Consider the following 24,637-nt stretch of genomic DNA (forward strand, 5'->3'; position numbering starts at 1 on the left):
GCGAACGCCTGACGCGGGCGGTTGGGCGTTGCGGAAAACTGGATGCGGTACATACGGACAAGTTGATACAGCTCGTCGCACAGCAACTTGGCCAGAGTGCGGTTACCGCTGCCTTGGATAATCCGGTAATGGAAGTCGAAGTCGCCTTCCTGCTGGTAGTAGCCGACGCCGGCCTGGAAGGCCTCATCGCGCTCGTGGGTGCTCAATACCTTGCGCAGGTCTTGGATGTCCGCCTCGCTCATACGCTCGGCAGCCAGGCGACAGGCCATGCCTTCCAGTGACTCACGGATCTCGTAGAGCTCGATCAGCTCGGCATGGCTGAGCGACACCACCCGTGCGCCAACATGCGGCACGCGAACCAGCAGCTTCTGCCCTTCCAGCCTGTGGATCGCCTCGCGCAGTGGCCCGCGACTGATGCCGTAGGTACGCGCAAGCTCAGGCTCCGATATCTTGCTACCGGGCGCGATATCGCCTTTCACAATGGCCGCCTGAATCCGTCGAAATACGTGCTCGGAGAGGGTTCCGCTGTCCACCTGATCAAGGCGGGGGACTTCCAGCGCATCCAGCATATTGTTGACACCTCAGCGGTTTATGGCCACAACTTAGCCCTGAGACCACGCTCGGTCAATAATACAAAAGTAGATTGTCGACAATCGCTCTATTGATGCTGAGGTCGCCTGGACCCATGGCGCCGCGTTACGGCTTGAGCCTAGCTTCGTGATCTGCCGCCCATGCTAGAATGCGCCGCTATATACGCCACGTCCGGCGCTCGCTCCGACGTGCTTCAGCCTGGCTCGTTGTTCCGGCCGCTTTTCCGACTCGACTACCTGGATTTATGAGCACCAAAACCCGCCTTCTATTGCTCTGCCTCTTAAGCGCCCCGCTCTGGTCACAGGCCGATGACAAAACGATCTACGGCCTGAATGAGCATGTGGCATTGCCGGATTTTGGTCTGGAGGTGCCAGCCAAGCTTGATACCGGCGCCCAGACTGCCTCGCTCAGCGCGCGCGACATCGAACGCTTCAAGCGCAACGGAAAAAGCTGGGTGCGCTTTTACCTGGCTATTGATGAAGCCCATGACCGCCCAATCGAACTCCCGTTGCAGCGCATCAGCAAGATCAAGCGTCGTGCTGGTGACTTCGACCCAGAGGAAGAGAAAACCTATACACCGCGCCCGGTTGTTGAACTCAATTTGTGTATGGGCAAGGCAAAACGCAGCATCGAAGTGAACCTCACGGACCGAAGCGCATTCCAATACCCACTTTTGATCGGTTCCGATGCGCTTTCTCGCTTCGGTGCCTTGGTCGACCCTGACCTTAAGTACGCTGCTGGCAAACCCGGCTGCATTATCGAATCTGACGCTGACGAGTAACCCCATGCGCGCACTTACCCTGCACCTGAAAATCCTGATTCTTTTGCTCGTCTCGCTGGGCATCGCAATCACCGCCTACCAAATATTCGTATTGGGCATTCCGGTGACTGAAGATGAAACCGATGACCTTTGGAATATTGACGCTAAGGTCGAATTCCAGGCCAACCCGCGCGAGCCGGTGAAGCTGCAGATGTACGTACCGCCGCTCAATCAGGAATTCGTCAGCCTCAATGAGAGCTTCATTTCCAACAACTATGGCGTGAGCATCAATCGTGCCGATGGCAACCGCCGGGTTACCTGGTCAGCGCGGCGGGTCAATGGCAAGCAGACGCTGTACTACCGACTGGTACTGACCCGACGCTATAGCGGTGAACAGACCAAGGCTACCGGCCCGATCTTCCGTGACAGCATTCCGGTTGAAGGGGCTGAGAAAATTGCGGCAGAAGCATTGCTATCACCCATTCGCCAGCATTCGGCAGACGTTGAAACCTTCATCAGCGAAGCCATCAAGCGGGTCAACAATGCCAATGACGACAACGTCAAGCTGCTGCTTGGCGGTGACGCTTCGACCCCCAACAAGGCACGGGTGATCGAGCTATTGCTGTCCATAGCCCACGTACCCATGGAGCGCGTACACACGGTTCGCCTGCAGGCCGACATGGCGCAATCTCCGGAGCTCTGGCTGCGGAGCTTCAACGGCGACAAATGGCTGTATTTCAATCCGGAAACCGGCGAGCAAGGTTTGCCTGATGACCGTCTGGTCTGGTGGACCGGCAACGAGCCGCTGCTGAACCTCGAAGGTGGGCGCAACCCGCAAGTTACCTTTACGCTCAACAGCAGCGAGATGAATGCCATCCGTCTGGCAAAACTGACTGACGAAAATACCGACGCCGACTTCCTCGAATATTCGCTTTACGGCCTTCCACTGCAAACTCAGCAGACCTACCAGATCATGATCATGATTCCGATCGGCGTTCTGGTCATTCTGATTCTGCGCAACCTCGGCGGTTTGCAAACACTGGGCACCTTTACACCAGTACTGATTGCGCTGGCCTTCCGTGAAACCCAGATCGGCTTCGGCATCATCCTGTTCACCGTCATCACTGCAATGGGCCTGTCGCTGCGCTCGTATTTGGAACATTTGAAACTCCAAATGCTGCCCCGCCTGTCCGTTGTGCTCACGTTCGTGGTGGTGCTGATCGCGGTGATCAGCCTGTTCAGCCACAAGCTTGGGCTCGAGCGCGGCCTATCCGTCTCACTGTTCCCCATGGTCATCCTGACCATGACCATCGAGCGCCTCTCCATCACCTGGGAAGAACGCGGCGGCGGTCATGCGTTCAAGGTGGCAGTCGGTACGCTCATCGCAGCTGCGCTGGCGTTCCTGCTGATGAACATTCCGGAGCTGACCTACTTCATCTTCACCTTCCCGGCAGTGCTGCTGATCATGGTTGGCTTCATGCTCGCGATGGGTCGTTATCGCGGCTACCGCCTGACCGAACTGTTTCGTTTCAAAGCCTTTTTGAAGGATTGAGCCATGTTCGGTCTAATCAAGACGTGGAAGGCCCTCGAAGCCAAAGGCATCATGGGTATCAATCGCCGCAATGCGGACTACGTGCTCAAGTACAACAAGCGCAACCTGTATCCGATCGTCGATGACAAGATCATCACCAAGGAACGAGCAATCGAAGCCGGTATCGATGTCCCGGAGATGTACGGGATCATCGAGACCGAGCGTGATATCGAAAAGCTCAAGGATATCGTCAAAGACCACACCGACTTTGTGGTCAAACCAGCGCAGGGTGCGGGCGGTGACGGCATACTCGTCATAGCCGATCGATTCGAGGGTCGTTACCGGACGGTGTCAGGAAAGATCATTACTCACGACGAGATCGAGCATCAGATTTCCAACATCCTCACCGGGTTGTATTCGCTGGGCGGTCACCGTGACCGCGCCCTGATCGAATACCGCGTTACCCCTGACCCGATTTTTAAGAGCATCAGTTACGAAGGCGTCCCGGATATTCGCATTATCGTTCTGATGGGTTACCCGGTAATGGCCATGTTGCGCCTGCCGACTCGGCAGTCAGGCGGTAAGGCCAACCTGCACCAGGGTGCCATCGGCGTTGGAGTAGATCTGGCGACAGGCATCACGCTACGCGGCACCTGGTTGAACAATAAAATCACCAAGCACCCCGACACCACCAACGCAGTGGACGGGGTACAGCTGCCGAACTGGGACGGCTTCATGAAACTTGCAGCCGGCTGCTACGAGCTTTGCGGCCTTGGCTATATCGGTGTCGACATGGTGTTGGATGAGGATAAGGGACCGCTGATTCTCGAGCTCAACGCACGCCCTGGCCTCAACATTCAGATCGCTAACGACTGTGGCCTGACCCACCGTGCCCACGCCGTGGAAAAGCGGGTCGAGGAGCTCAAGAAGGATGGGGTGCAGGAAACCCCCGAAGAGCGAGTGCGATTCGCTCAGGAGCTGTTTGGCCACATCCCGGCTCACGACTGAACCTGAGCCTGGCCCACTGGCCGGGCTTCCTCCGAACGAAACACATCATGCCCCTCTGCACGCTCCACACCCTTCCCTATCGCCCCGACCCAGCTTTCTGGTTCGAGCGCATCCACCATGCGCCCGGCGCAGTGCTGCTCGATTCCGGCCGGCCGGTTGCCGAACGTGGCCGATTCGACTTGCTCAGCGCATGGCCAATACAGGTTCTCGAACCTAGCGCGTCGGAAACGGGCGTTGAATTTTTTTCGAGGCTGCGTGAGGCGCTCCGTTCGTTAGGTGATGCCGAAGCGCCGCCGAACGCCGATCTTCCCTTTATAGGCGGCCTGCTGGGCTATCTCAGCTATGACTTCGGCTCACGATTGGAAAAGTTCTCAAATGATGCTGCCGACGACCTGGGTCTTCCCCATGCTCGGTTCGGCATCTATGCCTGGGCAGTGGTGAACGATCATCAGCGTCAATCCACGCACCTGGTCTTTCATCCATCAATGGATCAGACGGAACGCGATCGCCTGACCACGCTGTTCGAAACCGATTGGAAATCTCCACTCGTAACGTTCAGCCTGTCATCTGCCTTCACACCCGACCTGATACCCAGCAAGTACCAAGACGCGATCGAGCGTATCCAGCATTACATCCAAGCAGGTGACTGCTATCAGGTGAACTTCGCCCAACGCTTTCAGGCCACTTATAGTGGCGACCCGTGGCGGGCGTTCCGCCTCCTGCGTGACGCATGTCCGACCCCCTTCGCTGGCTTTATGACGACCGAAGAAGGAGCCATTGTAAGTGTCTCCCCTGAGCGCTTCCTGCGCGTGAGCGACAGGACAGTCGAGACCCGCCCGATCAAAGGCACTCGCCCTAGAAAGCTCGATCCTCGAAGCGATCAGGCACAAGCCGACGCGCTGATGGCCAGCACAAAGGACCGGGCAGAGAACCTGATGATTGTCGACCTGCTTCGCAACGACCTGGGCCGCAGCTGCGAAATCGGAAGTATCCGTGTGCCGGAGCTGTTTTCCTTGGAAACCTATCCCAATGTGCATCACTTGGTTAGCAGCGTCAGCGGGCGGCTTGCAACGGGCAAGGATGCGCTCGATCTGCTCACCGGCGCCTTTCCCGGCGGATCGATCACAGGCGCACCGAAGATCCGTGCTATGGAGATCATCGGTGAGCTAGAGCCTACTCGCCGCGCCATTTACTGTGGCTCGTTACTTTATCTGGATGTGCGCGGCGAAATGGATAGCTCTATTGCGATCCGCACCCTGCTGTTCCGAAAAGAAGACGTCTACTGCTGGGGCGGCGGCGGCATCGTGGCAGATTCAGCCTGGCAGGCTGAGTATCAGGAAACCCTGGATAAGGTGAGCGTGTTGCTGGAAACGCTGGAGACAACGCTAGAAGCATAAGGCTCCACGACGGATGGGCAAGCTGCCGTGGAGCCAATTTCTTTACAGCGTCAGCTTGCGGCTGGATGCCTTGATGAATTCTTGCTTGAGCGCATCGAAGGTATGCACCGCGGGAAACTGCGGGAACTCTCGGATGACGTTGTCCGGCGCATGGAAGAGGATGCCGGCATGCGCCTCGGAAAGCATGGTGGTGTCGTTGTACGAGTCGCCTGCTGCGATGATGCGGTAGTAGAGGCTCTTCAGCGCGATCACCGACTGTCGCTTGGGATCTTTCTGGCGCAGCTGGTAGTCCACGACGCGATCCGAGTCGTCGGTGATCAGACGATGACAGAGCAGCGTGGGGAAACCCAGCTGGCGCATCAGTGGCTGCGAGAACTCGTAAAATGTATCGGACAGAATCACGACCTGGAAACGCTCTCGCAGCCAGTCCACGAAATCGACGGCGCCATCGAGCGGCTTCAGCGTGGCGATGACTTTCTGGATGTCCGAGAGCTTCAGATTGTGCTCGTCCAGAATTCTCAGTCGCTGTTTCATCAGCACGTCGTAGTCAGGAATGTCGCGCGTGGTCGCCCGCAGCGATTCGATTCCGGTGGCCTCGGCGAAGGCAATCCAGATTTCCGGAACCAAAACACCTTCCAGGTCGAGACAGGCTATTTCCACGGGCGCGCTCCTTACAGCAGAAAAATTGAAGCGGCACTCTAACGGCATGGACCCATCGAAGCAACGCGTCGCTTATTCCACAAAGAGCGGTCTGTAGACCTGAAACGTTATTTAGCGTCATAACAACTGTTTGTTAACATCGTTGCCAGTAGAGCGCACCAAGCGCCAACCAAGGAAGCCGCCTGATGAGCCAACCCATTGATGTAGCCGCGCTGGCAGCCTCCTATGCCGGCAAATCCCCGCAGGACATTCTCAAACTGGCCTTTGATCTTTTCGGTGATGATTTGTGGATCTCGTTCAGCGGAGCTGAGGACGTCGTGCTGGTCGACATGGCCTGGAAGCTGAACAAGAGCGTGAAAGTGTTCAGCCTCGATACCGGACGACTGCACAGCGAGACCTATCGCTTCATCGAGCAGGTTCGCGAGCACTATGGTATCCCCATCGAAATCATGACGCCGGATCCAGCACTGCTACAGCCTATGGTCAACGAAAAGGGGCTGTTCAGTTTCTATCGCGACGGCCATGGCGAGTGCTGCGGGATTCGCAAGATCGAACCCTTGCGTCGCAAGTTGTCAGGCGTTCGCGCCTGGGCAACAGGCCAGCGCCGCGACCAGAGCCCGGGTACGCGCAGCCAGGTTGCGGTGCTCGAGATTGACAGCGCTTTTTCCACACCCAACCACAGCCTGTACAAGTTCAACCCACTGGCGCAGATGTCCAGCGAAGAAGTGTGGGGCTACATCCGCATGCTCGAACTGCCATATAACAGCCTGCACGAGCGCGGGTTTATCAGCATTGGTTGCGAGCCGTGCACACGTCCGGTACTGCCCAATCAGCACGAACGTGAGGGCCGCTGGTGGTGGGAAGAGTCGACCCAGAAGGAATGCGGCTTACACGCTGGCAACCTGATCGCTAAAAGCTAACGGCCGACGCTAGCCTTTCTCGATGAAGGGGCCTACGAATGGCCCCCTCGTCACGGCTTGGCACCGAACGTTCCCGTTTCGCCCGCTCCCTGCCTCTTGTCGAGGTGGGCTTAAAAGGTTGGCAGGTCGACGTTCATGAACAATTCATCCAGCTCGACCTTATTTTTGCAATGCACGGCTTTCTCCAGCATTTCGCGATCGAGATGCGGCGCAAAGGTTTCGATGAAGTCGCACATGAAGCCGCGCAGAAAGGTGCCGCGGCGGAACCCGATTTTGGTCACGCTGGACTCGAACAGCTCGCTCGCATCGAGCACGACCAGATCCGGGTCGAGCTTTGCATCGACGGCCATGCGCGCAACGATCCCGACACCCAATCCGAGGCGCACATAGGTCTTGATGACGTCGGCATCAGCGGCGGTAAAGACCACCTTCGGTGACAGCCCCCTGTGGCTGAACGCCTCGTCCAGCTTGGACCGTCCGGTGAAACCGAACACGTAGGTCACGATTGGATGCTCAGCCAAGGCTTCCAGCGTGAGCTTCTCCAGTTTTGCCAGCGGATGCCCCTGCGGCACGACGACGCAACGGTTCCAGCGATAGCACGGCATCATGACCAGGTCGCCGAACAGTTCCAGCCCCTCGGTAGCAATAGCGAAATCGACGGTTCCATCTGCGGCCATCTCTGCAATCTGCATTGGCGTGCCTTGGTGCATATGCAGCGATACGTCCGGGTATTGCTTGATGAATGCACTGATCACGGGCGGCAGTGCGTAGCGCGCTTGCGTATGGGTGGTCGCGATGCTCAGCGTGCCGCGCTTCTCGTTGGAGAACTCCTGGGCGATCTGTTTAATGCTTTCGCATTTACGAAGGATCTCTCCAGCGGTAGTGATGATCCGCTCACCAGCTGGCGTAACCCTGGTCAGATGCTTCCCGCTGCGCGCGAAAACCTCTACGCCCAGCTCATCTTCGAGCAAACGAATCTGTTTGCTTATACCAGGCTGCGAGGTGAACAGGCTTTGCGCTGTTGCCGATACATTGAGGTCATGATGCGCCACCTCCCAGATGTAACGCAGTTGCTGAAGCTTCATAGAGATCCCTCAAAGGCCAATGGCGCCCGGACGCCATCCATATTTTTATAACTTTAAGCACCAGAACGGCGGAATTCTAGGCCATTTCCGTATGAGCCGCCTGCAGATATCGAGCCATAGACTCCTTCCCCCCTTCGCCAAGGCAGAGCGACAAGCCCAACCCTCGCTCTTTATAGGTCTGCCAACCCAATCGCATTGCCGGGCCAGCCACAGAACCCGTATCTGGCGGTCCTATTGAGCTTAGCAGCCGAGAAGCGAACCACTACGGCACCGAGAACCGCCCAGCGGACATGAGCCGCCGGGCGGGCTGGCCAAAATCGTCAGAGCGCGCGTGCTGACAGGAAACGCAGAGCCTGGTAAAGCGTCTCGGTCTTCGGCATCGCAAATCCCACTCCTGCCGCAGCAGCCAGCGGAGCGGCATAGATCGCATCAAGCTCCATCGGGCGACCGTTTACATGATCGTGATACATGCTCGGCAGATAGTTGGGCATGTGATCGGTGGCCATCAACATTCGGTCCACCATCGCATCGGGCAGCGGCTCGCCACACGCGGCGGCAGCTCCACAGGCTTCCAGCATGATCGATCTAACCAGCGCTCGGCTGTTCGGATCTTTCATCAAGGGTTCCGTACCGGCGTCGAGCAATACGGAAAGACCGTTATACGGCAGATTCCAGACCAGCTTCTGCCAACGCGCCTGCGCGAGGTTCGTAGCCGCATTAGAGTCGACACCCGCCGCACGGAACATGAAAACACCCTCTTCAACCAAGCTCTGCTGCTCAGCAGCGCTGGCCGGGCCGGAGTGGTAGCCAAGATTCACTCCACCAAGCGCCTGGTGCTCCACAACGCCTAACGCTGATCGATGGGCGCAGATGAAACAGAGACCGCCCAGCAGATGGATGTCGTCCGGCAGCACCTGGCGCAGGGTCTCCTCAACCCCCAGGCCGTTCTGCAACACCACAACTTTGGCATTTTCCGCTGCAGCCTGGGCGATCAGGGGAGCCAACTCCGAATTGCTGGTGCTTTTCGCGCCAATCAGCAGCCAATCACATTTGGGCATTTGCGCAGCAATGCGGTAGGCCTGTACCGAGTCCAGGTGCATCGAGCCATGCACCGCACTGTTTATCTGCAGCCCATTCTGCAGAACCGTCTCGTATTCGCTGCGCAAAAGGAAATGCACATCGTAGCCAGCCCGGGCGAGCATCACGCCGTAAAAGCCGCCGATAGCGCCAGCACCGATGATTCCGATTCGAGATTTGGGAGCAGTCATGCGGGAACTCCAACTACAGATCAGTGGGACGCCATGGTTGGCGCACGTTAAACGGTCACCTTATCAGTGTCCCCAGGCAGCGCCCAGCGGCTATGAATAGCTACCTGGCACGCCAGCCACCGGCGATATGGCAGTCCGACTTCAAGATGATTGTCGAGGCAGCGCAATACGCGATAAGGTTCCGCTTCCCCGCTGCGCCCTCAAGCTCTGCTCCGCCGCACCGGGATTGGCTGGCGGACGGCATCTGTGATTGACGAGAACACGATGGCTGATTTACCGATCGATGACCTTAACGTTTCTTCCAACGAGACACTCATTACGCCTGAACAGTTGAAGCGTGATATACCGCTGACCGCTGCAGCGCTGGCGACCGTCTCCGAAGGGCGCCAGGTAATACGCGACATTCTCGACGGCAAGGATCATCGCCTGTTCGTCGTGATAGGCCCCTGCTCGATTCATGACCTGAAAGCCGCGCATGAATATGCCGAGCGTCTAAAAGTGCTTGCCGACAAGGTCTCGGATACCCTGTTCCTGGTCATGCGTGTCTACTTCGAGAAGCCACGCACCACGGTCGGCTGGAAGGGCCTGATCAACGATCCGTACATGGATGACTCGTTCAAGATTCAGGATGGCCTGCATATTGGCCGTCAGCTACTGCTCGATCTCGCTGAGATGGGCTTGCCGACCGCTACCGAAGCCTTGGACCCGATCTCCCCCCAGTACCTGCAGGACCTGATCAGCTGGTCGGCCATCGGTGCGCGGACCACCGAATCCCAGACTCACCGGGAAATGGCATCAGGGCTGTCGTCTTCGGTGGGTTTCAAAAATGGCACCGATGGCAGCTTGACCGTAGCGATCAATGCGCTGCAATCCGTATCCAGCCCACACCGTTTCCTGGGTATCAACCAGTCCGGCGGGGTCTCCATCGTCACGACCAAGGGCAACGCCTATGGTCATGTGGTGTTGCGTGGCGGGAATGGCAAGCCGAACTATGATTCGGTCAGCGTCGCAGTCTGCGAACAGGAACTCAGCAAAGCCGGCATCAAGCCCAACATCATGGTGGATTGTAGCCATGCCAATTCCAACAAGGACCCAGCCTTGCAGCCACTGGTGATGGACAACGTGGCCAATCAGATCCTCGAGGGCAACAATTCGATCGTTGGATTGATGGTGGAAAGTCACCTGGGCTGGGGCAACCAGCCCATTCCCAAGGACCTCGGCGATCTGAAATACGGTGTCTCGATCACCGATGCCTGTATTGACTGGGAAGCCACCGAAAAAGCCGTTATCGGCATGCACACGAAGCTTAAGGACGTACTGCCCAACCGTGCCCGCAGCTGACGCTGTCAGAAGCGGAAAAACGCCGGCTTGCCGGCGTTTTTTTATTCCCGGTCGAGACCGTCCGAGGAAGCACCCTGCCGTTCGATGTACCACTCCACATACGAACAGGAAGGAATAACCGTATAACCCTCCTTCGCGGCGTAATCCAGCGCATGCTGGGTCAATACGGCCGCAACACCTCGACCACGCAGCGCATCGGGTACGAAGGTCCGGTAGATATCCAGAGTTTGTTTGCCGAGATCAACATAGGCCAGATACGCGCGGTGACCATCCACGGTGGTCTCGAACTGATGGCTCGTTCGATCATGATGGATGTTTAGTTGTTCGGTCATCTCGCCTCCTCTGCAGGCTTGACCTGCCCTGTTTGTTTGGAAACTACGTGCAGCGTCCACACGTATTCTCCGTTCTTATTGTTAGCTGGACGACGCATGCTACCGCCAGGTAAGACTTGGCTTCAATTGCTTAAATCAGTAGCCGCCGCGCAATAAGCCGAACGAGCTGTAATCAAATGACCGACGCAGATGAAAACTGCAACTTTTCGGTACTCACACCGGTCCATGTATCGAGTGCAGCGGCTGAGTCTGGCTGTTTTTCAGCCAGTTTGACCAGCAGTTGCCGTTAAATGAATGAGCATGCAGAAAAAATGTGGTAGCGGCTGCTTGGCTCAGTTTACTTAGCGCAACTAATCGGTAGTATGTGCGCGCCAACTTTCCATAACGGGAGTTGCCATGGATTTCATCCTTAAGGGGAACACGATGAACAACGTTCTGAAATTTTCTGCTCTGGCTTTCGCCGCAGTTCTGGCCACTGGTTGCAGCAACAGCATGACCAAAGAAAGCGAAGCCCGCCTGACCGCGACCGAAGACGCCTCTGCCCGCGCTCAGGCGCGTGCCGACGAAGCGTACAGCCGTGCCGACGAGGCTCTGCAGGCTGCTCAGAAGGCCCAGCAGACTGCTGACGAAGCCAATGAGCGTGCACTGCGTATGCTGGAACGCGCCAGCCGCAAGTAAGCTTCAGGCAAAGAAAAGCCGACCTGCAATCAGGTCGGCTTTTTTATGCGCGCCAGATTCTCCTGGCGCGATCTACAGGCGCGGATTCTAGAAGACGTGCTCTTCATGAGTGGCCAGCGCTTGGCCCCGCTCGGCAATCTGGATCGGCAGGCCATCCTCGCCAGCGATGATCTCACGAACCATTTCCCAATCCAGCTGGAGGGAACCTGCAGCCTCATCACGCTTGAGCAATGTATTGATGACCACCGCATGCTTGTCCATGAGTGTCATCGGTTTCTCTTCGTCTTGAAGTGGCGTGTGTGCTTCCAGATAGATCTTGCCCTGGCTCACGCCAAATTTGTACGGCTCATCGATGATCCGCACCGAGGTGCCGACCTTGACCAAGCCTGCCAGCTCCAGGACGTTTTGGTTGAGCATACGGAAACAGCCATGACTGACGCGCATGCCGATACCGAATTTTTTGTTCGAACCGTGGATGAGATACCCGGGCAACGCCAGGCTCATCTTATAAGGACCAAGCGGATTATCAGGTCCTGGCGGTACGACCTTGGGCAAAGGATCGCCATCGGCAGCGTGTTCGTCGCGGATAGATTGCGGCGGGTACCAGGCCGGATTGCTTGTCATGGCTGAAATCCGTGTATTGCCAACCGGGGAACCCCACCCTTCACGCCCGATACCAAGCGGAAAAGTGTGCACCACGTTTTCGCCTTCCGGGTAGTAATACAGACGGTACTCCGCAAGGTTGATCACGACGCCTTCTCGCGGTCCGGGCGGCAGGATGTACCGCGTCGGTAGGATGATGTCGGTCCCTTCACCCGGTAACCAGGGATCCACGCCCGGGTTTGCCGCAATCAGTTCCAGATAGCCCAGATCATGCGTCTCGCCGAGTGCAGCGAACGTGTCCTCGTAGTTGGCCTTGATCACCTGAATCTGCCCAACCACGTCCTCACCCTCTGGAGGTAGCGGTAGTTCGAGAGCGACAGACTGGCCGGCCGAAAGCAAGGCTGCGAGTGACACACTGGAGGCGACTGCAAACGCACGCGAAAGCATTCAGGGGTTTCCTTGGGAAAGTGTTCGTGTTGGCGGCGATTGTACTCGAACCGCTGACGGCCGCCGAGCTACCAGGCGCTGACGGCAGACGGAAGGCCTTTACGCTGTGCGCTAAGTGCTTCACGGCAAGCGGGACAGAGGCGGCGATCTTTCAGATTCGAGCGCTCGATGTCTTGCCAGAGCGGGCGCGCTGGAAGAAAACCGCCACAAAGCGTGCGGTCAACCTGACCATTCAACTCAAGTTGCCGTAATGCCAAGTGCAGCCGATTTTCGCGGCAGGCAAACAGATCGAACTGCTCGTCTGGAACGATGAGGCGATAGGCAAAAAGGGTCCAGGCTGGGCGCGGCATCTGAGGCTCCGATTCGAGGGGCGCGACAGTAGCCGCGCGCACGTTTCAAAGCAAGGGTTCGAGCACCGGCCAGACGTTGTCCAGCAACTGCTGCTGCGCACTCGCAGTGGGATGGATTCGATCGGCTTGCATCATGCCCTCAACGCCCCCGATACCTTCGAGAAAAAACGGGACGTATGGAAGGCTCTGCTCGTCTGCAAGCGAGTCGAACGCGTCCGCAAATGCACTTGTGTAACGTTGTCCCAAGTTGGGGGGCAAGCGCATACCGAGCAACACGACCTTGGCATCGGCCTCGCGTGATAGGTCGACCATGGCTGCCAGGTTTTGATTCAGTTGTTTCGGCGGCTGACCACGGAGCCCGTCATTGCCACCTAACTCGATAATGACTACTTCCGGATCATATTCCTCCAGCAGCGCAGGCAACCTCGCCAGCCCTCCAGCGCTGGTGTCACCGCTGATCGAAGCGTTCACCACGCGATGATCGAGATTCTCTGTATCAAGGCGTTGCTGAAGCAGCTGTACCCAGCCCTGGCTGGTTTCCAGCCCGAAAGCGGCGCTGATACTATCCCCGACCACCAACACCGTTCCCGCCAAGGCGCCCTGAGCCCAGCACAGCAAAACCAGGACCCCACCTTTCAGCCAATTTCGCATCGGAATCTCCATGAGCGCCAGCATTCTTTACGCCCGGAACCTTAGCAAAGCGGTACCCAGCGCGGAAGGCGAGCTGGCGATACTAGACGATGTGTCATTGAGTCTCGACAAGGGCGACAGCCTTGCGATAGTCGGCACTTCCGGTTCTGGTAAATCGACACTGCTCGGCTTGTTGGCTGGCCTGGACCTGCCCAGCTCGGGCGAGGTGCACCTGGCCGGCCACCTGCTTGGCGCACTCGACGAAGACCAGCGGGCACGCGTGCGAGCTGAACACGTCGGTTTCGTCTTTCAATCGTTTCAGCTGCTCGACAGTCTCAACGCCCTGGAAAACGTCATGCTGCCACTGGAACTGCATGGCCGCCGTGACGCACAGGCGAAAGCTACCGAACTGCTCGACCGGGTTGGCCTAGGCGCGCGTTTGCACCATTACCCAAGGCAACTGTCAGGCGGCGAACAACAGCGTGTCGCCGTGGCCCGCGCATTTGCCGCGGAACCGGCGGTGTTGTTCGCTGATGAGCCGACCGGCAACCTCGACAGTCATACGGGCGCAACCATCACCGAGCTGTTGTCCGAGCTCAACCGCGAACGCGGCACGACATTGGTGCTGGTGACTCATGACGAACGCTTGGCACAGCGTTGTCAGCATCTGCTCCGCCTGGAAGGCGGTCGGCAACTCCTCGACGAGTTGAGCCGATGAAGAATGTCCCCGCCAGCCGCTTGGCGACGCTAGCGCTGCGTCAGCTGTTGCGTGATGCGCGCGCTGGTGAGTTGCGCGTATTGTTCTTTGCGCTGTTGATCGCGGTCGCAGCCAGCACGGCTATTGGCTATTTCGGCGCGCGCCTGAACGACGCCATGCTGCTGCGTGCAACCGAGTTTCTGGGCGCCGATCTCGTGCTGCGCGGCAGCGCGCCCGCCGAACCCGAACAGGTCGAGGCAGGCGAGCAACTACAACTCCAGCACGCTCGGGTGGTTGAGTTCTCCAGCGTCGTCGCAACGGATGACAACCTGCAGCTGACCAGCGTCAAAGCCGCTGACGATAGCTATCCGTTACGCGGAGAGCTTCGCAGTGCAGCAGCGCCCTACCAGCCAGAACAACCAGGTCCAGGCCCGCAGCCAGGCGAAGCCTGGGCCGAAGCGCGCCTGTTCCCCGCCCTGGACCTGCAGATCGGCGATCAAATAGAGGTGGGTAACAAGCCGCTGCGGCTGACCCGCGTACTGACTTACGAACCTGATCGCGTCGGCGATTTCTACAGCTTGACGCCACGCGTGCTGATGCATCTCGACGATCTAGAGGCCACCGGCGTGGTCCAGCCCGGTAGCCGTGTGAGCTATCGCGAACTCTGGCGCGGCTCGCCCGAACAGCTGGGAGCTTATGAAGAGCGCATCAAAGCCGACCTCCAACCACACCAACGTATCGAGACAGCCAAAGACGGCAACCGCCAAATCGGGGGTGCGCTGGGGCGCGCCGAGCGCTACCTGAACTTGGCCAGCCTGGCCGCCGTGCTGCTCGCGGGTGTCGCAGTGGCCTTATCGGCGGCGCGTTTCGCGTCGCGCCGCTTCGATGCCAGCGCGCTGTTGCGCTGCCTCGGTCTGTCACGCCGCGAAGCACTGATGCTCTATTCCCTGCAACTCGCCTACCTCGGCCTGTTTGCCAGCACGGTTGGCGCACTGCTGGGCTGGGCAGCGCAACATGGGTTGTTCTTCCTCCTGCGCGAACTTGTGGTCAGCGAAGTGCCACCGGCCACGCTCTGGCCGGCCCTGGCGGGAATTGCGACCGGCCTGGTTGCGCTGGCCGGTTTCGCACTACCGCCCCTGGCCGCGCTCGGTCGTGTGCCACCGCTGCGGGTACTGCGCCGCGACATGTTGCCGATCCCGCCAAGCTCCTGGCTGGTGTATGGCGCCGCCGTAATCGCCCTTGGCGTGATTATGTGGCGGCTCAGTCTGGACCTGAAGATTACCCTGGCGCTGCTGGGGGGTGGTCTGCTCGCCACCGCGATCCTTGGCGGGTTGCTTTTGCTGGCACTGAAAGGGCTGCGTCGAGCGCTTTCCGGGGCGTCGCTGACATGGCGTTTAGGGCTCGGGCAACTGCTCCGACACCCGCTGGCGGCGGCTGGTCAGTCGCTGGCTTTCGGCCTGATCCTGCTCGCCATGGCTCTAATAGGGCTGCTGCGCGGCGAACTGCTCGACACCTGGCAGAACCAATTGCCGGATGACGCCCCCAACCATTTTGTTCTGAATGTCCTGCCCGCCGACCGGGACGCATTCGCCGCACGCATCGACGCACTCTCCGATCACGTCGCGCCTTTGTATCCGGTGGTACCGGGTCGCCTGGTTGCCATCAACGGCGAGCCGGTGCGCCAGCTGGTCAGCAAGGAAAGCCAGGGCGAGCGCGCGATTCGTCGGGACCTGAGCCTGACCTGGGCCCAGGAAATACCTGCCGACAATCGCCTAACCGCCGGCCAATGGTGGCCTTCAGCGAGAGGCGAACTGCCTGGCGTGTCAGTGGAAGCCGAGCTGGCCGAGAGTCTTCAGGTACAGCTGGGTGACCGACTCAGCTTCACAGTTGGTGGGCTCACCCGCGACGTCAGCGTGACCAGTCTGCGGGAGGTCAACTGGGACAGCTTCCAACCCAACTTCTACATGATCTTCGAGCCACAGACCTTGGAGGATATACCCGCCACCTACATGACCAGCTTTCATCTGCCCGAAGGGAAGGATCGCGAGCTGGTACAGCTAGCCAGGGATTTTCCGTCCGCAACGATATTGCAGGTGAAAGCCTTGCTCAGCCAGTTGCGCAGCATCCTGTCGCAGGTTTCGCTAGCGGTCGAATATGTGCTGATGTTCGTGCTGGCAGCAGGGCTAGCGGTATTGTTCGCCGGTCTACAAGCCACGCTGGACGAACGGATTCGTCAAGGTGCACTGCTCCGAGCACTCGGAGCGGAGCGAACGTTATTGATCAGAGCCAGACGTACCGAATTTGGGGTATTGGGGGCCGCCAGTGGTGTACTTGCCGCATTGGGTTGTGAACTGGTCAGCGCCCTGCTCTATCACTTCGTCTTCGATCTTCGCTGGCAGCCGCATCCATGGCTGTTACTGCTACCGCTGATCGGCGCGCTGCTGGTCGGTGCGGCTGGGGTGCTGGGGACGCGGCGAGCCCTTAATGCCAGCCCACTGAACGTCCTGCGTGAAAATTGACCGGAGCAGGCTGAGCGTTTGACAACCTGTAGAATGCCCAGCCCGTGCCTGAACTGGAAACTCCATGAGCCGTTATCGTCCACCTCGCCCTGCCGGAACCCCTCTGATCACCCCCGAAGGCGAGGCACGGCTACGAGCCGAACTGCACGAGCTGTGGCACGTGAAGCGTCCACAGGTCACCCAGTCTGTCAGCGAGGCGGCGGCGCAAGGTGACCGTTCGGAAAACGCCGAATACACCTACGGTAAGAAGATGCTGCGCGAAATCGACAGCCGCGTACGTTTTTTGACCAAACGACTGGAAAAACTCAAGGTCGTCGGTGAACGACCCAGCGACCCCGGCAAGGTGTATTTTGGCGCCTGGGTGACAGTCGAGGACGAAGATGGCGCGCAGGCCCGCTACCGTATTGTCGGGCCAGATGAGCTGGACCTGCGCCAGGGGCTGATCAGCATCGATTCGCCGTTGGCGCGTGCCTTGGTTGGAAAAACGCTGGATGCTGAAGTCCAGGTGCAAACGCCCACCGGACCAAAACTCTGGTACATCGTCGCGATCGACTACCCATGACCAACCAGTTATCTTGAGACCGATTAGTCACGTATTTCTTCGATCTAGCGGTTAATTTCGGCTAACTTACAAATCATCACTTTCCTACCCAGCCAGATGTTCCATCTGGTAACAGACGCCTCGGTGGCCGCCACCAAGCCCGGCCACCATCCCGCAGGCGGAACGCCTGCGCTAGAGCCTCCTATCTATATCGCCTGGCAAACTGGCACGAATGCTGCGCCTGTAGCCACTGCAGTACGCGCTACGCGCGGTGAATGGCGAGGGATTGCCCAATGTCCAGTCACCCTTGATTGAGTGCATTCATGAACAAGAACAAGACTGTGTTCGCTCTATGCCTCGGAACCTTCGTGGCAATTTCAAGCCAGGCCCAGGCCGGCCTATTCAGCTCCAGCGGCTACACCCAGACGCGTTACCCGATCGTGCTGGCGCATGGCATGCTCGGCTTCGACAGCATGCTTGGCATCGACTATTGGTACGGCATTCCCCAGGCGCTTCGACGTGATGGCGCACAGGTTTACGTTACCGAAGTCAGCCAACTCAACACCTCGGAGCTGCGTGGAGAGGAACTTCTTCAACAAGTCGAGGAAATCGTTGCGATCAGTGGCAAACCGAAAGTGAATCTGGTCGGCCACAGCCACGGTGGGCCAACCGTGCGCTATGTTGCCGCCGTTCGTCCCGACCTGGTCGCGTCGGTCACCAGCGTAGGCGCGCCGCACAAAGGCTCCGACGTTGCCGACCTGTTGCGCAAGCTCCCCGAGGGCTCGGGTGGCGAAGCCATACTCGCCGGGCTCACCAACGGCATGGGGGCATTGATCCATTTTCTTTCGGGAAGCCCCAGTACCGAACCACAGAATTCGCTCGGCTCACTTGAATCACTCAACAGCGAAGGCGCCGCCCGTTTCAACGCGAAATACCCGCAAGGGGTTCCGACCAGCGCCTGCGGCGAAGGCGCGTACAAGGTCAATGGGGTGCGCTATTACTCCTGGAGCGGCACCAGCCCGCTGACCAACCCGCTGGATGTGAGTGACGCCATGCTGGGCGCCGGCTCGCTGGCCTTTGACGAAGCCAATGACGGCCTGGTTGGCCGCTGCAGCTCGCATTTGGGCATGGTTATCCGTGATAACTATCGGATGAACCATCTGGATGAGGTCAACCAGGTGCTTGGACTGACCAGCCTGTTCGAAACTGATCCGGTAACCATCTACCGCCAGCACGCCAACCGCCTGAAGAACGCAGGCCTCTGAGGCTCCGGTGGGGCCGCTCGGCCCCACACCTGACCACAAGGCATCCTTGATGAAAATGCTTGCCGCCCTGTTCGTATTGACACTTATCCTCGGCGTCGCGATGTACGGAGGTGTCCCGCCCGACCCTACGCCTGCTCAAGTCCTTGGCCGCCCTCAGCCCGTTCAGATCAACACTAGCGAGGTCAGTCCGCAACAAAGCCCAACACCCACCCGGAAGCTGGCGCGGGCTGACGCGATTGCCCGTCTACCGGACTCTTTTGCAGGTACACGGGTGGACGGCCGACTGCGGGCTGACGCGGGCGGAAGTCTGATCATCGATGCGGAGATACGCCGTGTCTTCGATTACTTCCTGGCCTCAATTGGTGAGGAACCGCTCGAAACCAGTGTCGCCAGGCTACGTCGCTACATCGAAACGCAGCTCCCGGAGCCTGCAGCGGACCATGCCATCCAGGTGCTGAGCCAGTACCTGGATTACAAAAGGCAGCTGCTGTTGCTGGAGCAGCACCATACGCAACAGGCCGACATTGAGGCCATGCGCGATCGCCTTCGCGCGGTTCAGCAGCTGCGTGCGGGAATCTTCGATGATCGGGTCCACCAGGCATTCTTCGCGCTAGACGAGGCGACTGACCACTTCACGCTGGAACGCCTGGCCATTCGGCACGACGCAACGCTCGACGCGTCAGGCAAAGGCGCGGCATTGGACAGGTTGCAAGACAGCCTGCCAGCGGAACTGCAGGATACAGTGGCGGTACAGATGCAAATGCAACTGCGAGAGCAGACACGTGCGCTGGCAGCCAACGGTGGCAACCCGGCCGATCTACGACAGCTACGCCAGCAGCTGGTCGGCAACGCAGCCGCAGCCCGCCTGGAGGAACTCGACCGTCAGCGCCAGGCATGGCAAAGCCGCCTGACCGCCTATAACCAGGCGAAACGCCGGATTGAACGCAGCCAGGGACTCGGCGAGGCGGATAAACGTGCCGCCATCACCCGCTTGGCGGCCGAGCAATTCAATGAGCACGAGCGCCAACGGCTGCAAGCTGCTGAGCAGCTGCTCGCCGCCAAGCGCGGCTAAGGATTCAATTGCTGGAAGCGCTCTGCGGACCGCCTTCGAGTAGGTACCGCTCCCGGGTGTAGGCCAGGTAGTACTTGTTCACGGCATTGACATAGCTGACCACACCCATACCCATGCTCGACATGGCAACGCGCTCAACCTGGAAAAACCACTGGTCCGGGTTAAGGCCTCGACGGCGGGCCTCGGCACGCAGGCTCTGGACCCGCTGCGGTCCGAGGTTGTAGGCCGCGAGCACAAACGCCATGCGCTCGCGCTCATTCAGCCTGGGACTGGAAAAGAAGGTTTGGCGGATATTTGCCAGATACTTCGCGCTGGCAAGCACGTTGTTATCCAGTTGACCGATATCCTTCACACCCATGCTACGAGCGGTCGCCGGCGTCACTTGCATCAGCCCGGTGGCTCCGCCTGCACCGCGCGCCGACGGATCGAGCGTCGACTCTTTGAAGGCTAGCGCAGCCAGGTTGAGCCAATCGATCTCTTGCTGCTGGGCATGCCGCTGCAAGGTCGGACGAACTTTTTCCAGGCGCTGTCTGCCGACACGATCCAGTGGATACTGCACCCGATAGAGTCTGCGATAGACGCGAACGAATGCTGCATCCTGGTTATCAGGCGCGCTGTAGGTTTGGAGGAAACGGTCGACGCTCGCACTTAGCATTCCCGCGTCCTTTTGCACAAACCAATGCATATCGGCGGGGTCGCCCAGTGTCAGCTGCGATTCGATGCGCAGCTTAGGCAATACTTTTGCCCAGCGCTCTGCAATGGGCTGCTCCACCACGGTAGCCGGGTAGACGCCAGCCTGTACCATCTCCAGCACGTCCTCCACCGCCAACGTGGGGTCAACCCACTCGACAGCGATCGGTGCCCGTCCGGCTTGCATCAGGCTCCGATTGAGCTTCTCCAGCGCGGGACCCGCTGCACTGCCGGCCGACAGTGCCAGGCTACGACCTGATAGTTGCTCGAAGCTCTTATAACGAGCGCCACCCTGTCGACTCACCAACACCATCGGCACCTGAGCGATCACAGCACGGCTGCGGCTTATCCGGCGCGCCGCGCCTTGCGGCAAAATTTCTCCAGGGGCAACCAGATCACCCTCACCGCGTTGCAGCGCACCGAGCAACTGGTCCTTGGCCTTGGGAATGATTTTCAAGCTGATCGGCGTGCCCTTCGAACCACGATTGAGATACTGCTCGAAGGCGCGCAGGCGCACGTATTCCACACCGATGGGCTCGCCTTTGACCTCGCCGGAACTGTTACGACTTTGATTGACCAAAACCCGAAGAACGCCGCTGCGGCGAATATCGGCGAGATCGCGTACGGTACCCACCGACTGCCAGGCTGGCGGCCCCATCACCCGTGCGACCACCGGCCAGGGTGCAAGCACCAGCAGACACAGCAGTAGGGAAAATAATCGAGTCATTTCCGGGTATCGGCTCGAATGAGACAAAATGCACAGCAGCACCCTGCCGCAAAGTGGCGAAGACTCTCATAGCCTTTGCTTGGCCGCCAGCGGCACCTTCTAATAGGCTTTAATTAACAGTCGCAAATACCTGATTTTTATCTATATATTTTGATCTTATAAGCGAGACGCTTCATGCAACTTGTCGACATCGGCGTCAACCTCACCCACCCAACGTTTGCCCGTGATCCCCGTGCAGTAGTGGAGCGCGCCTACACGGCGGGCGTCACACAATTGGTTTTGACCGGCACTAGCCTTTCTGAAAGCGAAGCAGCACTGGCCCTCTGCCGGGAGCTGGATGAAGGCCGGCAACGGTTGTTCTGTACTGCAGGTATCCACCCTCATGACGCGAGCCAATGGAGGTCCAGTACTAGTGCACAGCTCAAAGCCCTACTCGCCGAACCCGAGACGCGCGCGGTCGGCGAGTGCGGACTGGATTTCAACCGGGATCTGTCCCCTCGTGCACAGCAGGAGCGGGTCCTGGAAGAACACCTACAGTTGGCAGTAGAAACCGGCCTGCCGGTGTTTCTTCACGAGCGCGACGCCGACCAGCGTCTGGTACAAATACTCCGGCCGTTCCGTGACAAGCTCAGCGCTGCGGTCGTGCACTGCTTTACCGGTGAGAAACGCGCGCTCTATGCCTACCTCGATCTCGACCTCCACATCGGCATTACTGGCTGGATATGCGATGAGCGCCGCGGCACTCACCTGCATCCATTGGTGCGCGACATCCCTGAAGCTCGCTTGATGCTCGAAAGCGATGCACCCTACCTGCTGCCACGCACGCTGCGGCCGAAACCTAAAGGTGGGCAGAACGAGCCGGCATTTCTTCCTGAAGTACTCCGTGAAGTGGCGCAGCATCGAGGTGTCAGCGAGGAACAGCTGGCGCAGAGCACGACCCGCTGTGCTCAGAAATTCTTCCGCATCGAGCCGCTGAATGAACACTGAACGGGCTCAAGCCCAACCACTTTCGGCCGTTAACAGAACGGGTTCGCAAAAAGGCGGCGATGCCACTGCGCGACGAACGTTCCGGTCATCGACATAAGAAGAGCATGCAATGGCTTTATTGATTCGCGATCTCTCACTGAAGTACAAGTTCTGGGCGCTGAACTTGGTGTCATTCGCTACCACGCTGCTACTGGTGCTCTTTGCCCTGCAACTCGAACAGCAATCGCGAAGCCACGACGCTCAGAACAATGCACAGCAATTGGGGGCTGTACTACAGGCCTGGCCAGAAGGCTCCGCAATACCTAGGAACGCCGACATTCAAGTATTTCCGGCCGGTCAGGCAATTGCTGTCGAGGGGCAACCTGTAACCGCCCGCCAAGGGTGGGTTGCAATCGAGCATGACCGGCTGTTCGGCAAGACACCGATCGTGGGCACCCAACTGGTAGCCCGACCGGGCGGGGACACCCTTGCCGTGCTGGCTCGTGTGCCCAGCACCATGCAGCTGCTGGGTGAACATTTCTTCAGCTATGCCATTGCTGTTGCTGTGTTGATGTTGGTGCTGCTGGCCGCATCACAGTTGTTGATCCACTTCCTGCTAAGCCATCTCAATACGCTCAAGAACGTAATGGTGCATGTCGAGCGCAGCGGCGACCTGTCGGTGCGAGTACCTTTGGCCAGCGGTGATGAAGTTGGCGAGATGGCTGCCGCATTCAACGCAATGCAAGCCGGTTACCAACGCATTGTCAGCACCGTTGCCCAGGCGGCGACCCGGCTCGATGACGGAGCCGCTCGACTGGCATCAAGCATGAGCGAGGTCCGCCAGGGCATGCTCGGCCAGCAGAGCGAAACCGACCAGGCAGCGACCGCAATCAACGAGATGACCGCCACTGTCCACCACATCGCCGAACACGCCAGGGAAACACGCGACCAGTCGCAGAGTGCCGACCGCCTCGCGGGCAACGGGCAGAATGTCGTGGGACGGGTCGAGCGCTCTATATCCAGCCTGTCGCAGGGCGTCCAGCAAACGGCCGAAACGATCGGCCAGCTGGCGGCCGACAGCCAGAAAATCAACGGCGTGGTCAGCGTTATCCACAGCATCGCCGAACAAACCAACTTGCTGGCCCTGAACGCTGCGATTGAAGCCGCACGTGCCGGTGAAATGGGCCGCGGCTTCGCTGTGGTTGCAGATGAAGTGCGCAGCCTGGCCAAACGCGTTCAGGTATCGACTGACGAAATCACCCAGATGATCACCGGCCTGCAAACCATGACCCGCGACGCCGTCGAATTCATGCAGGAAAGCTCACTCAAGGCAGACGACTGCGTGCGCGAAGCACGCGAGGCAGGACTCGCGCTCGAAGCCATTACTGCGGCAGTCGCACAGATGCGCGAAAGCAACACGCAAATTGCCGTGGCCGCTGAACAACAGAGCGAAGTTGCCGAGGAGCTGAACCGCTCAGTCACCGGCATTCGCGACGTCACCGAGCGAACTGTCCAGCAAACCGTCGAATCGGCAAACACCAGCGCAGAACTCGCGGCACTCTCCGGCGAACTCAGCAAAGCGATTCACCAGCTCAAGCTTTGACCGCATCAGCATGTACGGATGGCCTATTGGCCCGCTGGCGTAAGAGCCAGCGGGCGGCGCTCTGCTTATCCGAAGACGGTTACCGTCTGTCGACTCAATGCAACCAGTTCACCGCTGCCGGTCCATAACGCGGCCGCGCAATGACCGTAGCCGTCCTGAGCGTGCTCGATCACCGCGCGGTACCGGCACCATTCGTGGGTATCGAGTATCGGCAGTGGCTGGACAAACTCGATGGTCCAGGTCAGCGAGCTGCCCGGGGCGAAACTGTTCAGGTGTGGCAGCACGGCCGGTGGCCATGCGTCGACGAGGGCAAGCAGATGCGAGACAGTTACTGGTTCCCGGTCGACCTCGCCACGCTGACGAACCCATCCGCCCATTTCTCGCGATGTATTACCTGAGAAAGGCAGACCGCCAATGCCCCAGCGCATGGCCAGATGGCGGGTGAACTCAGGTGTCGCACCGCTGATGTAGGGCAGCTCCTGGCAGGCTTCCACCGGCGGCAGTTCTGGCGCCGGCTCAGCCTCCACCCTGACGGCGGAGACACGTGCTGCGCCGAAGCTGCCTTGCACCAGAGTCACCACCTGGCCGTTCTGGATGGCACGGCCGAGTACCTGACTGACCGCCTTGCCTTCACGCAGCACTTCAGCCTCGAAGCTGACGGGCACATCAACCGCAAGCGGCCCAACAAAGGTGATCGACAGCGACCGCACCGGACGATCACTCGGCACTTTCGCCTGCATGGCCTCAAATACCAGCGCCGCGGCCAACCCTCCAAAACCGGCCCGGCCTTGCCCCCAACTGGCAGGCACGACGACATCTTGAGGGGTTTCACGCACGGCTTGTAGCAGTTCGGACAGGGTCATTCCTACCTCGACTCGTTGTTATTGCGGTTCATCTTATCGCTGCGCGGACCAGCGGGGGCATCGCCGAACAGTTGGTGATGTCATGCCATCTCG

At 59.0% G+C, this 24,637-nt stretch carries 24 protein-coding genes; 14 read left to right on the top strand and 10 right to left on the bottom strand.

Annotated elements, in window-relative coordinates; translation table 11 throughout:
- Positions 1-569, bottom strand: a 569-nt coding sequence (locus ACQKEK_RS22330; RefSeq protein WP_499167701.1) for a GntR family transcriptional regulator, incomplete at its 3' end; no start/stop codon positions are given.
- A gap of 266 nt (positions 570-835) precedes the next feature.
- Here ACQKEK_RS22330 and rloA point away from each other — a divergent pair.
- The 4 genes from rloA to pabB are packed head-to-tail and all read left to right on the top strand — an operon-like array spanning position 836 to position 5,287.
- Complete coding sequence (gene rloA / locus ACQKEK_RS22335; RefSeq protein ID WP_128121180.1) at positions 836-1,372, top strand: retropepsin-like aspartic peptidase RloA; 537 nt, start codon at positions 836-838, stop codon at positions 1,370-1,372.
- A gap of 4 nt (positions 1,373-1,376) precedes the next feature.
- Positions 1,377-2,903: an osmotic stress tolerance membrane protein RloB gene (rloB, locus tag ACQKEK_RS22340; RefSeq protein WP_128121179.1), complete on the top strand. Its 1,527-nt coding sequence runs from the start codon at positions 1,377-1,379 to the stop codon at positions 2,901-2,903.
- A gap of 3 nt (positions 2,904-2,906) precedes the next feature.
- Positions 2,907-3,890 (top strand): alpha-L-glutamate ligase-like protein, encoded by a 984-nt coding sequence (locus ACQKEK_RS22345; RefSeq protein WP_128121178.1) that lies wholly within the window; start codon positions 2,907-2,909, stop codon positions 3,888-3,890.
- 47 nt (positions 3,891-3,937) lie between these two features.
- On the top strand, positions 3,938-5,287 hold the full coding sequence (gene pabB / locus ACQKEK_RS22350) for an aminodeoxychorismate synthase component I (RefSeq protein WP_499144393.1): 1,350 nt from the start codon (positions 3,938-3,940) through the stop codon (positions 5,285-5,287).
- A 42-nt stretch (positions 5,288-5,329) separates the two neighbouring features.
- Here the strand turns inward: pabB and thrH are convergent, their stop codons facing one another.
- The gene (gene thrH / locus ACQKEK_RS22355) at positions 5,330-5,947 is read right to left on the bottom strand and encodes a bifunctional phosphoserine phosphatase/homoserine phosphotransferase ThrH (protein WP_045426436.1); all 618 of its coding nucleotides are present in this window, start codon (positions 5,945-5,947) and stop codon (positions 5,330-5,332) included.
- A gap of 185 nt (positions 5,948-6,132) precedes the next feature.
- Between thrH and ACQKEK_RS22360 the strand changes: the two genes are divergently transcribed.
- Entirely contained in the window at positions 6,133-6,867 is a 735-nt protein-coding gene (locus ACQKEK_RS22360; RefSeq protein ID WP_499144394.1) for a phosphoadenylyl-sulfate reductase, read from the top strand.
- 110 nt (positions 6,868-6,977) lie between these two features.
- Here the strand turns inward: ACQKEK_RS22360 and cysB are convergent, their stop codons facing one another.
- Complete coding sequence (gene cysB, locus ACQKEK_RS22365; protein WP_499144395.1) at positions 6,978-7,952, bottom strand: HTH-type transcriptional regulator CysB; 975 nt, start codon at positions 7,950-7,952, stop codon at positions 6,978-6,980.
- Positions 7,953-8,272: 320 nt separating this feature from the next.
- Entirely contained in the window at positions 8,273-9,220 is a 948-nt protein-coding gene (locus tag ACQKEK_RS22370; protein WP_499144396.1) for a putative 2-dehydropantoate 2-reductase, read from the bottom strand.
- Positions 9,221-9,484: 264 nt separating this feature from the next.
- On the opposite strand from ACQKEK_RS22370, the gene ACQKEK_RS22375 reads away from it, so the two are divergent.
- The gene (locus tag ACQKEK_RS22375) at positions 9,485-10,561 is read left to right on the top strand and encodes a 3-deoxy-7-phosphoheptulonate synthase (RefSeq protein WP_046163601.1); all 1,077 of its coding nucleotides are present in this window, start codon (positions 9,485-9,487) and stop codon (positions 10,559-10,561) included.
- Between the two features lie 41 nt (positions 10,562-10,602).
- On the opposite strand, the gene ACQKEK_RS22380 is transcribed toward ACQKEK_RS22375, so the two are convergent.
- Positions 10,603-10,893: a GNAT family N-acetyltransferase gene (locus tag ACQKEK_RS22380; RefSeq protein ID WP_499144397.1), complete on the bottom strand. Its 291-nt coding sequence runs from the start codon at positions 10,891-10,893 to the stop codon at positions 10,603-10,605.
- Positions 10,894-11,316: 423 nt separating this feature from the next.
- Between ACQKEK_RS22380 and ACQKEK_RS22385 the strand changes: the two genes are divergently transcribed.
- Positions 11,317-11,571 (top strand): Lpp/OprI family alanine-zipper lipoprotein, encoded by a 255-nt coding sequence (locus ACQKEK_RS22385; RefSeq protein WP_029404583.1) that lies wholly within the window; start codon positions 11,317-11,319, stop codon positions 11,569-11,571.
- An 87-nt stretch (positions 11,572-11,658) separates the two neighbouring features.
- Here ACQKEK_RS22385 and ACQKEK_RS22390 read toward each other — a convergent pair whose 3' ends face one another.
- The 3 genes from ACQKEK_RS22390 to ACQKEK_RS22400 all read right to left on the bottom strand — a co-directional run bounded on the left by ACQKEK_RS22390 (position 11,659) and on the right by ACQKEK_RS22400 (position 13,622).
- Complete coding sequence (locus ACQKEK_RS22390) at positions 11,659-12,621, bottom strand: L,D-transpeptidase family protein (RefSeq protein ID WP_499144398.1); 963 nt, start codon at positions 12,619-12,621, stop codon at positions 11,659-11,661.
- 68 nt (positions 12,622-12,689) lie between these two features.
- Positions 12,690-12,971, bottom strand: a complete 282-nt coding sequence (locus ACQKEK_RS22395) for a hypothetical protein (RefSeq protein ID WP_499144399.1) — start codon at positions 12,969-12,971, stop codon at positions 12,690-12,692.
- Positions 12,972-13,016: 45 nt separating this feature from the next.
- Positions 13,017-13,622, bottom strand: coding sequence for an arylesterase (locus ACQKEK_RS22400; protein WP_128121171.1), 606 nt, complete (start codon positions 13,620-13,622; stop codon positions 13,017-13,019).
- Positions 13,623-13,632: 10 nt separating this feature from the next.
- Here ACQKEK_RS22400 and ACQKEK_RS22405 point away from each other — a divergent pair, with 10 nt between their 5' ends.
- The 5 genes from ACQKEK_RS22405 (at position 13,633) to ACQKEK_RS22425 (ending at position 19,695) form a co-directional block, all read left to right on the top strand.
- Complete coding sequence (locus tag ACQKEK_RS22405) at positions 13,633-14,319, top strand: ABC transporter ATP-binding protein (protein ID WP_499144400.1); 687 nt, start codon at positions 13,633-13,635, stop codon at positions 14,317-14,319.
- Positions 14,316-16,817 (top strand): ABC transporter permease, encoded by a 2,502-nt coding sequence (locus ACQKEK_RS22410; protein ID WP_499144401.1) that lies wholly within the window; start codon positions 14,316-14,318, stop codon positions 16,815-16,817. Before ACQKEK_RS22405 ends, ACQKEK_RS22410 begins: the two co-directional genes overlap by 4 nt.
- Before the next feature lie 64 nt (positions 16,818-16,881).
- Positions 16,882-17,379, top strand: coding sequence for a transcription elongation factor GreB (gene greB / locus ACQKEK_RS22415; protein ID WP_045426408.1), 498 nt, complete (start codon positions 16,882-16,884; stop codon positions 17,377-17,379).
- A gap of 302 nt (positions 17,380-17,681) precedes the next feature.
- On the top strand, positions 17,682-18,623 hold the full coding sequence (locus ACQKEK_RS22420) for a triacylglycerol lipase (RefSeq protein ID WP_499144402.1): 942 nt from the start codon (positions 17,682-17,684) through the stop codon (positions 18,621-18,623).
- A 49-nt stretch (positions 18,624-18,672) separates the two neighbouring features.
- Positions 18,673-19,695: a lipase secretion chaperone gene (locus ACQKEK_RS22425; RefSeq protein WP_499144403.1), complete on the top strand. Its 1,023-nt coding sequence runs from the start codon at positions 18,673-18,675 to the stop codon at positions 19,693-19,695.
- 4 nt (positions 19,696-19,699) lie between these two features.
- Here ACQKEK_RS22425 and ACQKEK_RS22430 read toward each other — a convergent pair whose 3' ends face one another.
- Positions 19,700-21,112, bottom strand: coding sequence for an MltF family protein (locus ACQKEK_RS22430; protein WP_499144404.1), 1,413 nt, complete (start codon positions 21,110-21,112; stop codon positions 19,700-19,702).
- Positions 21,113-21,286: 174 nt separating this feature from the next.
- Here ACQKEK_RS22430 and ACQKEK_RS22435 point away from each other — a divergent pair, with 174 nt between their 5' ends.
- Positions 21,287-22,099: a TatD family hydrolase gene (locus ACQKEK_RS22435; RefSeq protein WP_499144405.1), complete on the top strand. Its 813-nt coding sequence runs from the start codon at positions 21,287-21,289 to the stop codon at positions 22,097-22,099.
- A 109-nt stretch (positions 22,100-22,208) separates the two neighbouring features.
- The gene (locus tag ACQKEK_RS22440; protein WP_499144406.1) at positions 22,209-23,681 is read left to right on the top strand and encodes a methyl-accepting chemotaxis protein; all 1,473 of its coding nucleotides are present in this window, start codon (positions 22,209-22,211) and stop codon (positions 23,679-23,681) included.
- A 65-nt stretch (positions 23,682-23,746) separates the two neighbouring features.
- On the opposite strand, the gene ACQKEK_RS22445 is transcribed toward ACQKEK_RS22440, so the two are convergent.
- Positions 23,747-24,544 carry an acyl-CoA thioesterase gene (locus ACQKEK_RS22445; protein WP_499144407.1) on the bottom strand — a complete coding sequence of 266 codons (798 nt, stop codon included), beginning with the start codon at positions 24,542-24,544 and terminating at the stop codon, positions 23,747-23,749.
- Positions 24,545-24,637: the final 93 nt, after the last annotated feature.

Origin of the sequence: Pseudomonas sp. NPDC077408, assembly GCF_050269105.1 — a bacterium.
Taxonomy (GTDB): Bacteria; Pseudomonadota; Gammaproteobacteria; order Pseudomonadales; family Pseudomonadaceae; genus Stutzerimonas.

What these genes read in the sequence shown, in the direction of transcription:
- rloA (WP_128121180.1), top strand. Translation starts at nt 836, where the DNA reads ATGAGCACCAAAACCCGCCTTCTATTGCTCTGCCTCTTAAGCGCCCCG.
- rloB (WP_128121179.1), top strand. Translation starts at nt 1,377, where the DNA reads ATGCGCGCACTTACCCTGCACCTGAAAATCCTGATTCTTTTGCTCGTC.
- ACQKEK_RS22345 (WP_128121178.1), top strand. Translation starts at nt 2,907, where the DNA reads ATGTTCGGTCTAATCAAGACGTGGAAGGCCCTCGAAGCCAAAGGCATC.
- pabB (WP_499144393.1), top strand. Translation starts at nt 3,938, where the DNA reads ATGCCCCTCTGCACGCTCCACACCCTTCCCTATCGCCCCGACCCAGCT.
- ACQKEK_RS22360 (WP_499144394.1), top strand. Translation starts at nt 6,133, where the DNA reads ATGAGCCAACCCATTGATGTAGCCGCGCTGGCAGCCTCCTATGCCGGC.
- cysB (WP_499144395.1), bottom strand. Translation starts at nt 7,952, where the DNA reads ATGAAGCTTCAGCAACTGCGTTACATCTGGGAGGTGGCGCATCATGAC.
- ACQKEK_RS22370 (WP_499144396.1), bottom strand. Translation starts at nt 9,220, where the DNA reads ATGACTGCTCCCAAATCTCGAATCGGAATCATCGGTGCTGGCGCTATC.
- ACQKEK_RS22375 (WP_046163601.1), top strand. Translation starts at nt 9,485, where the DNA reads ATGGCTGATTTACCGATCGATGACCTTAACGTTTCTTCCAACGAGACA.
- ACQKEK_RS22380 (WP_499144397.1), bottom strand. Translation starts at nt 10,893, where the DNA reads ATGACCGAACAACTAAACATCCATCATGATCGAACGAGCCATCAGTTC.
- ACQKEK_RS22385 (WP_029404583.1), top strand. Translation starts at nt 11,317, where the DNA reads ATGAACAACGTTCTGAAATTTTCTGCTCTGGCTTTCGCCGCAGTTCTG.
- ACQKEK_RS22390 (WP_499144398.1), bottom strand. Translation starts at nt 12,621, where the DNA reads ATGCTTTCGCGTGCGTTTGCAGTCGCCTCCAGTGTGTCACTCGCAGCC.
- ACQKEK_RS22395 (WP_499144399.1), bottom strand. Translation starts at nt 12,971, where the DNA reads ATGCCGCGCCCAGCCTGGACCCTTTTTGCCTATCGCCTCATCGTTCCA.
- ACQKEK_RS22400 (WP_128121171.1), bottom strand. Translation starts at nt 13,622, where the DNA reads ATGCGAAATTGGCTGAAAGGTGGGGTCCTGGTTTTGCTGTGCTGGGCT.
- ACQKEK_RS22405 (WP_499144400.1), top strand. Translation starts at nt 13,633, where the DNA reads ATGAGCGCCAGCATTCTTTACGCCCGGAACCTTAGCAAAGCGGTACCC.
- ACQKEK_RS22410 (WP_499144401.1), top strand. Translation starts at nt 14,316, where the DNA reads ATGAAGAATGTCCCCGCCAGCCGCTTGGCGACGCTAGCGCTGCGTCAG.
- greB (WP_045426408.1), top strand. Translation starts at nt 16,882, where the DNA reads ATGAGCCGTTATCGTCCACCTCGCCCTGCCGGAACCCCTCTGATCACC.
- ACQKEK_RS22420 (WP_499144402.1), top strand. Translation starts at nt 17,682, where the DNA reads ATGAACAAGAACAAGACTGTGTTCGCTCTATGCCTCGGAACCTTCGTG.
- ACQKEK_RS22425 (WP_499144403.1), top strand. Translation starts at nt 18,673, where the DNA reads ATGAAAATGCTTGCCGCCCTGTTCGTATTGACACTTATCCTCGGCGTC.
- ACQKEK_RS22430 (WP_499144404.1), bottom strand. Translation starts at nt 21,112, where the DNA reads ATGACTCGATTATTTTCCCTACTGCTGTGTCTGCTGGTGCTTGCACCC.
- ACQKEK_RS22435 (WP_499144405.1), top strand. Translation starts at nt 21,287, where the DNA reads ATGCAACTTGTCGACATCGGCGTCAACCTCACCCACCCAACGTTTGCC.
- ACQKEK_RS22440 (WP_499144406.1), top strand. Translation starts at nt 22,209, where the DNA reads ATGGCTTTATTGATTCGCGATCTCTCACTGAAGTACAAGTTCTGGGCG.
- ACQKEK_RS22445 (WP_499144407.1), bottom strand. Translation starts at nt 24,544, where the DNA reads ATGACCCTGTCCGAACTGCTACAAGCCGTGCGTGAAACCCCTCAAGAT.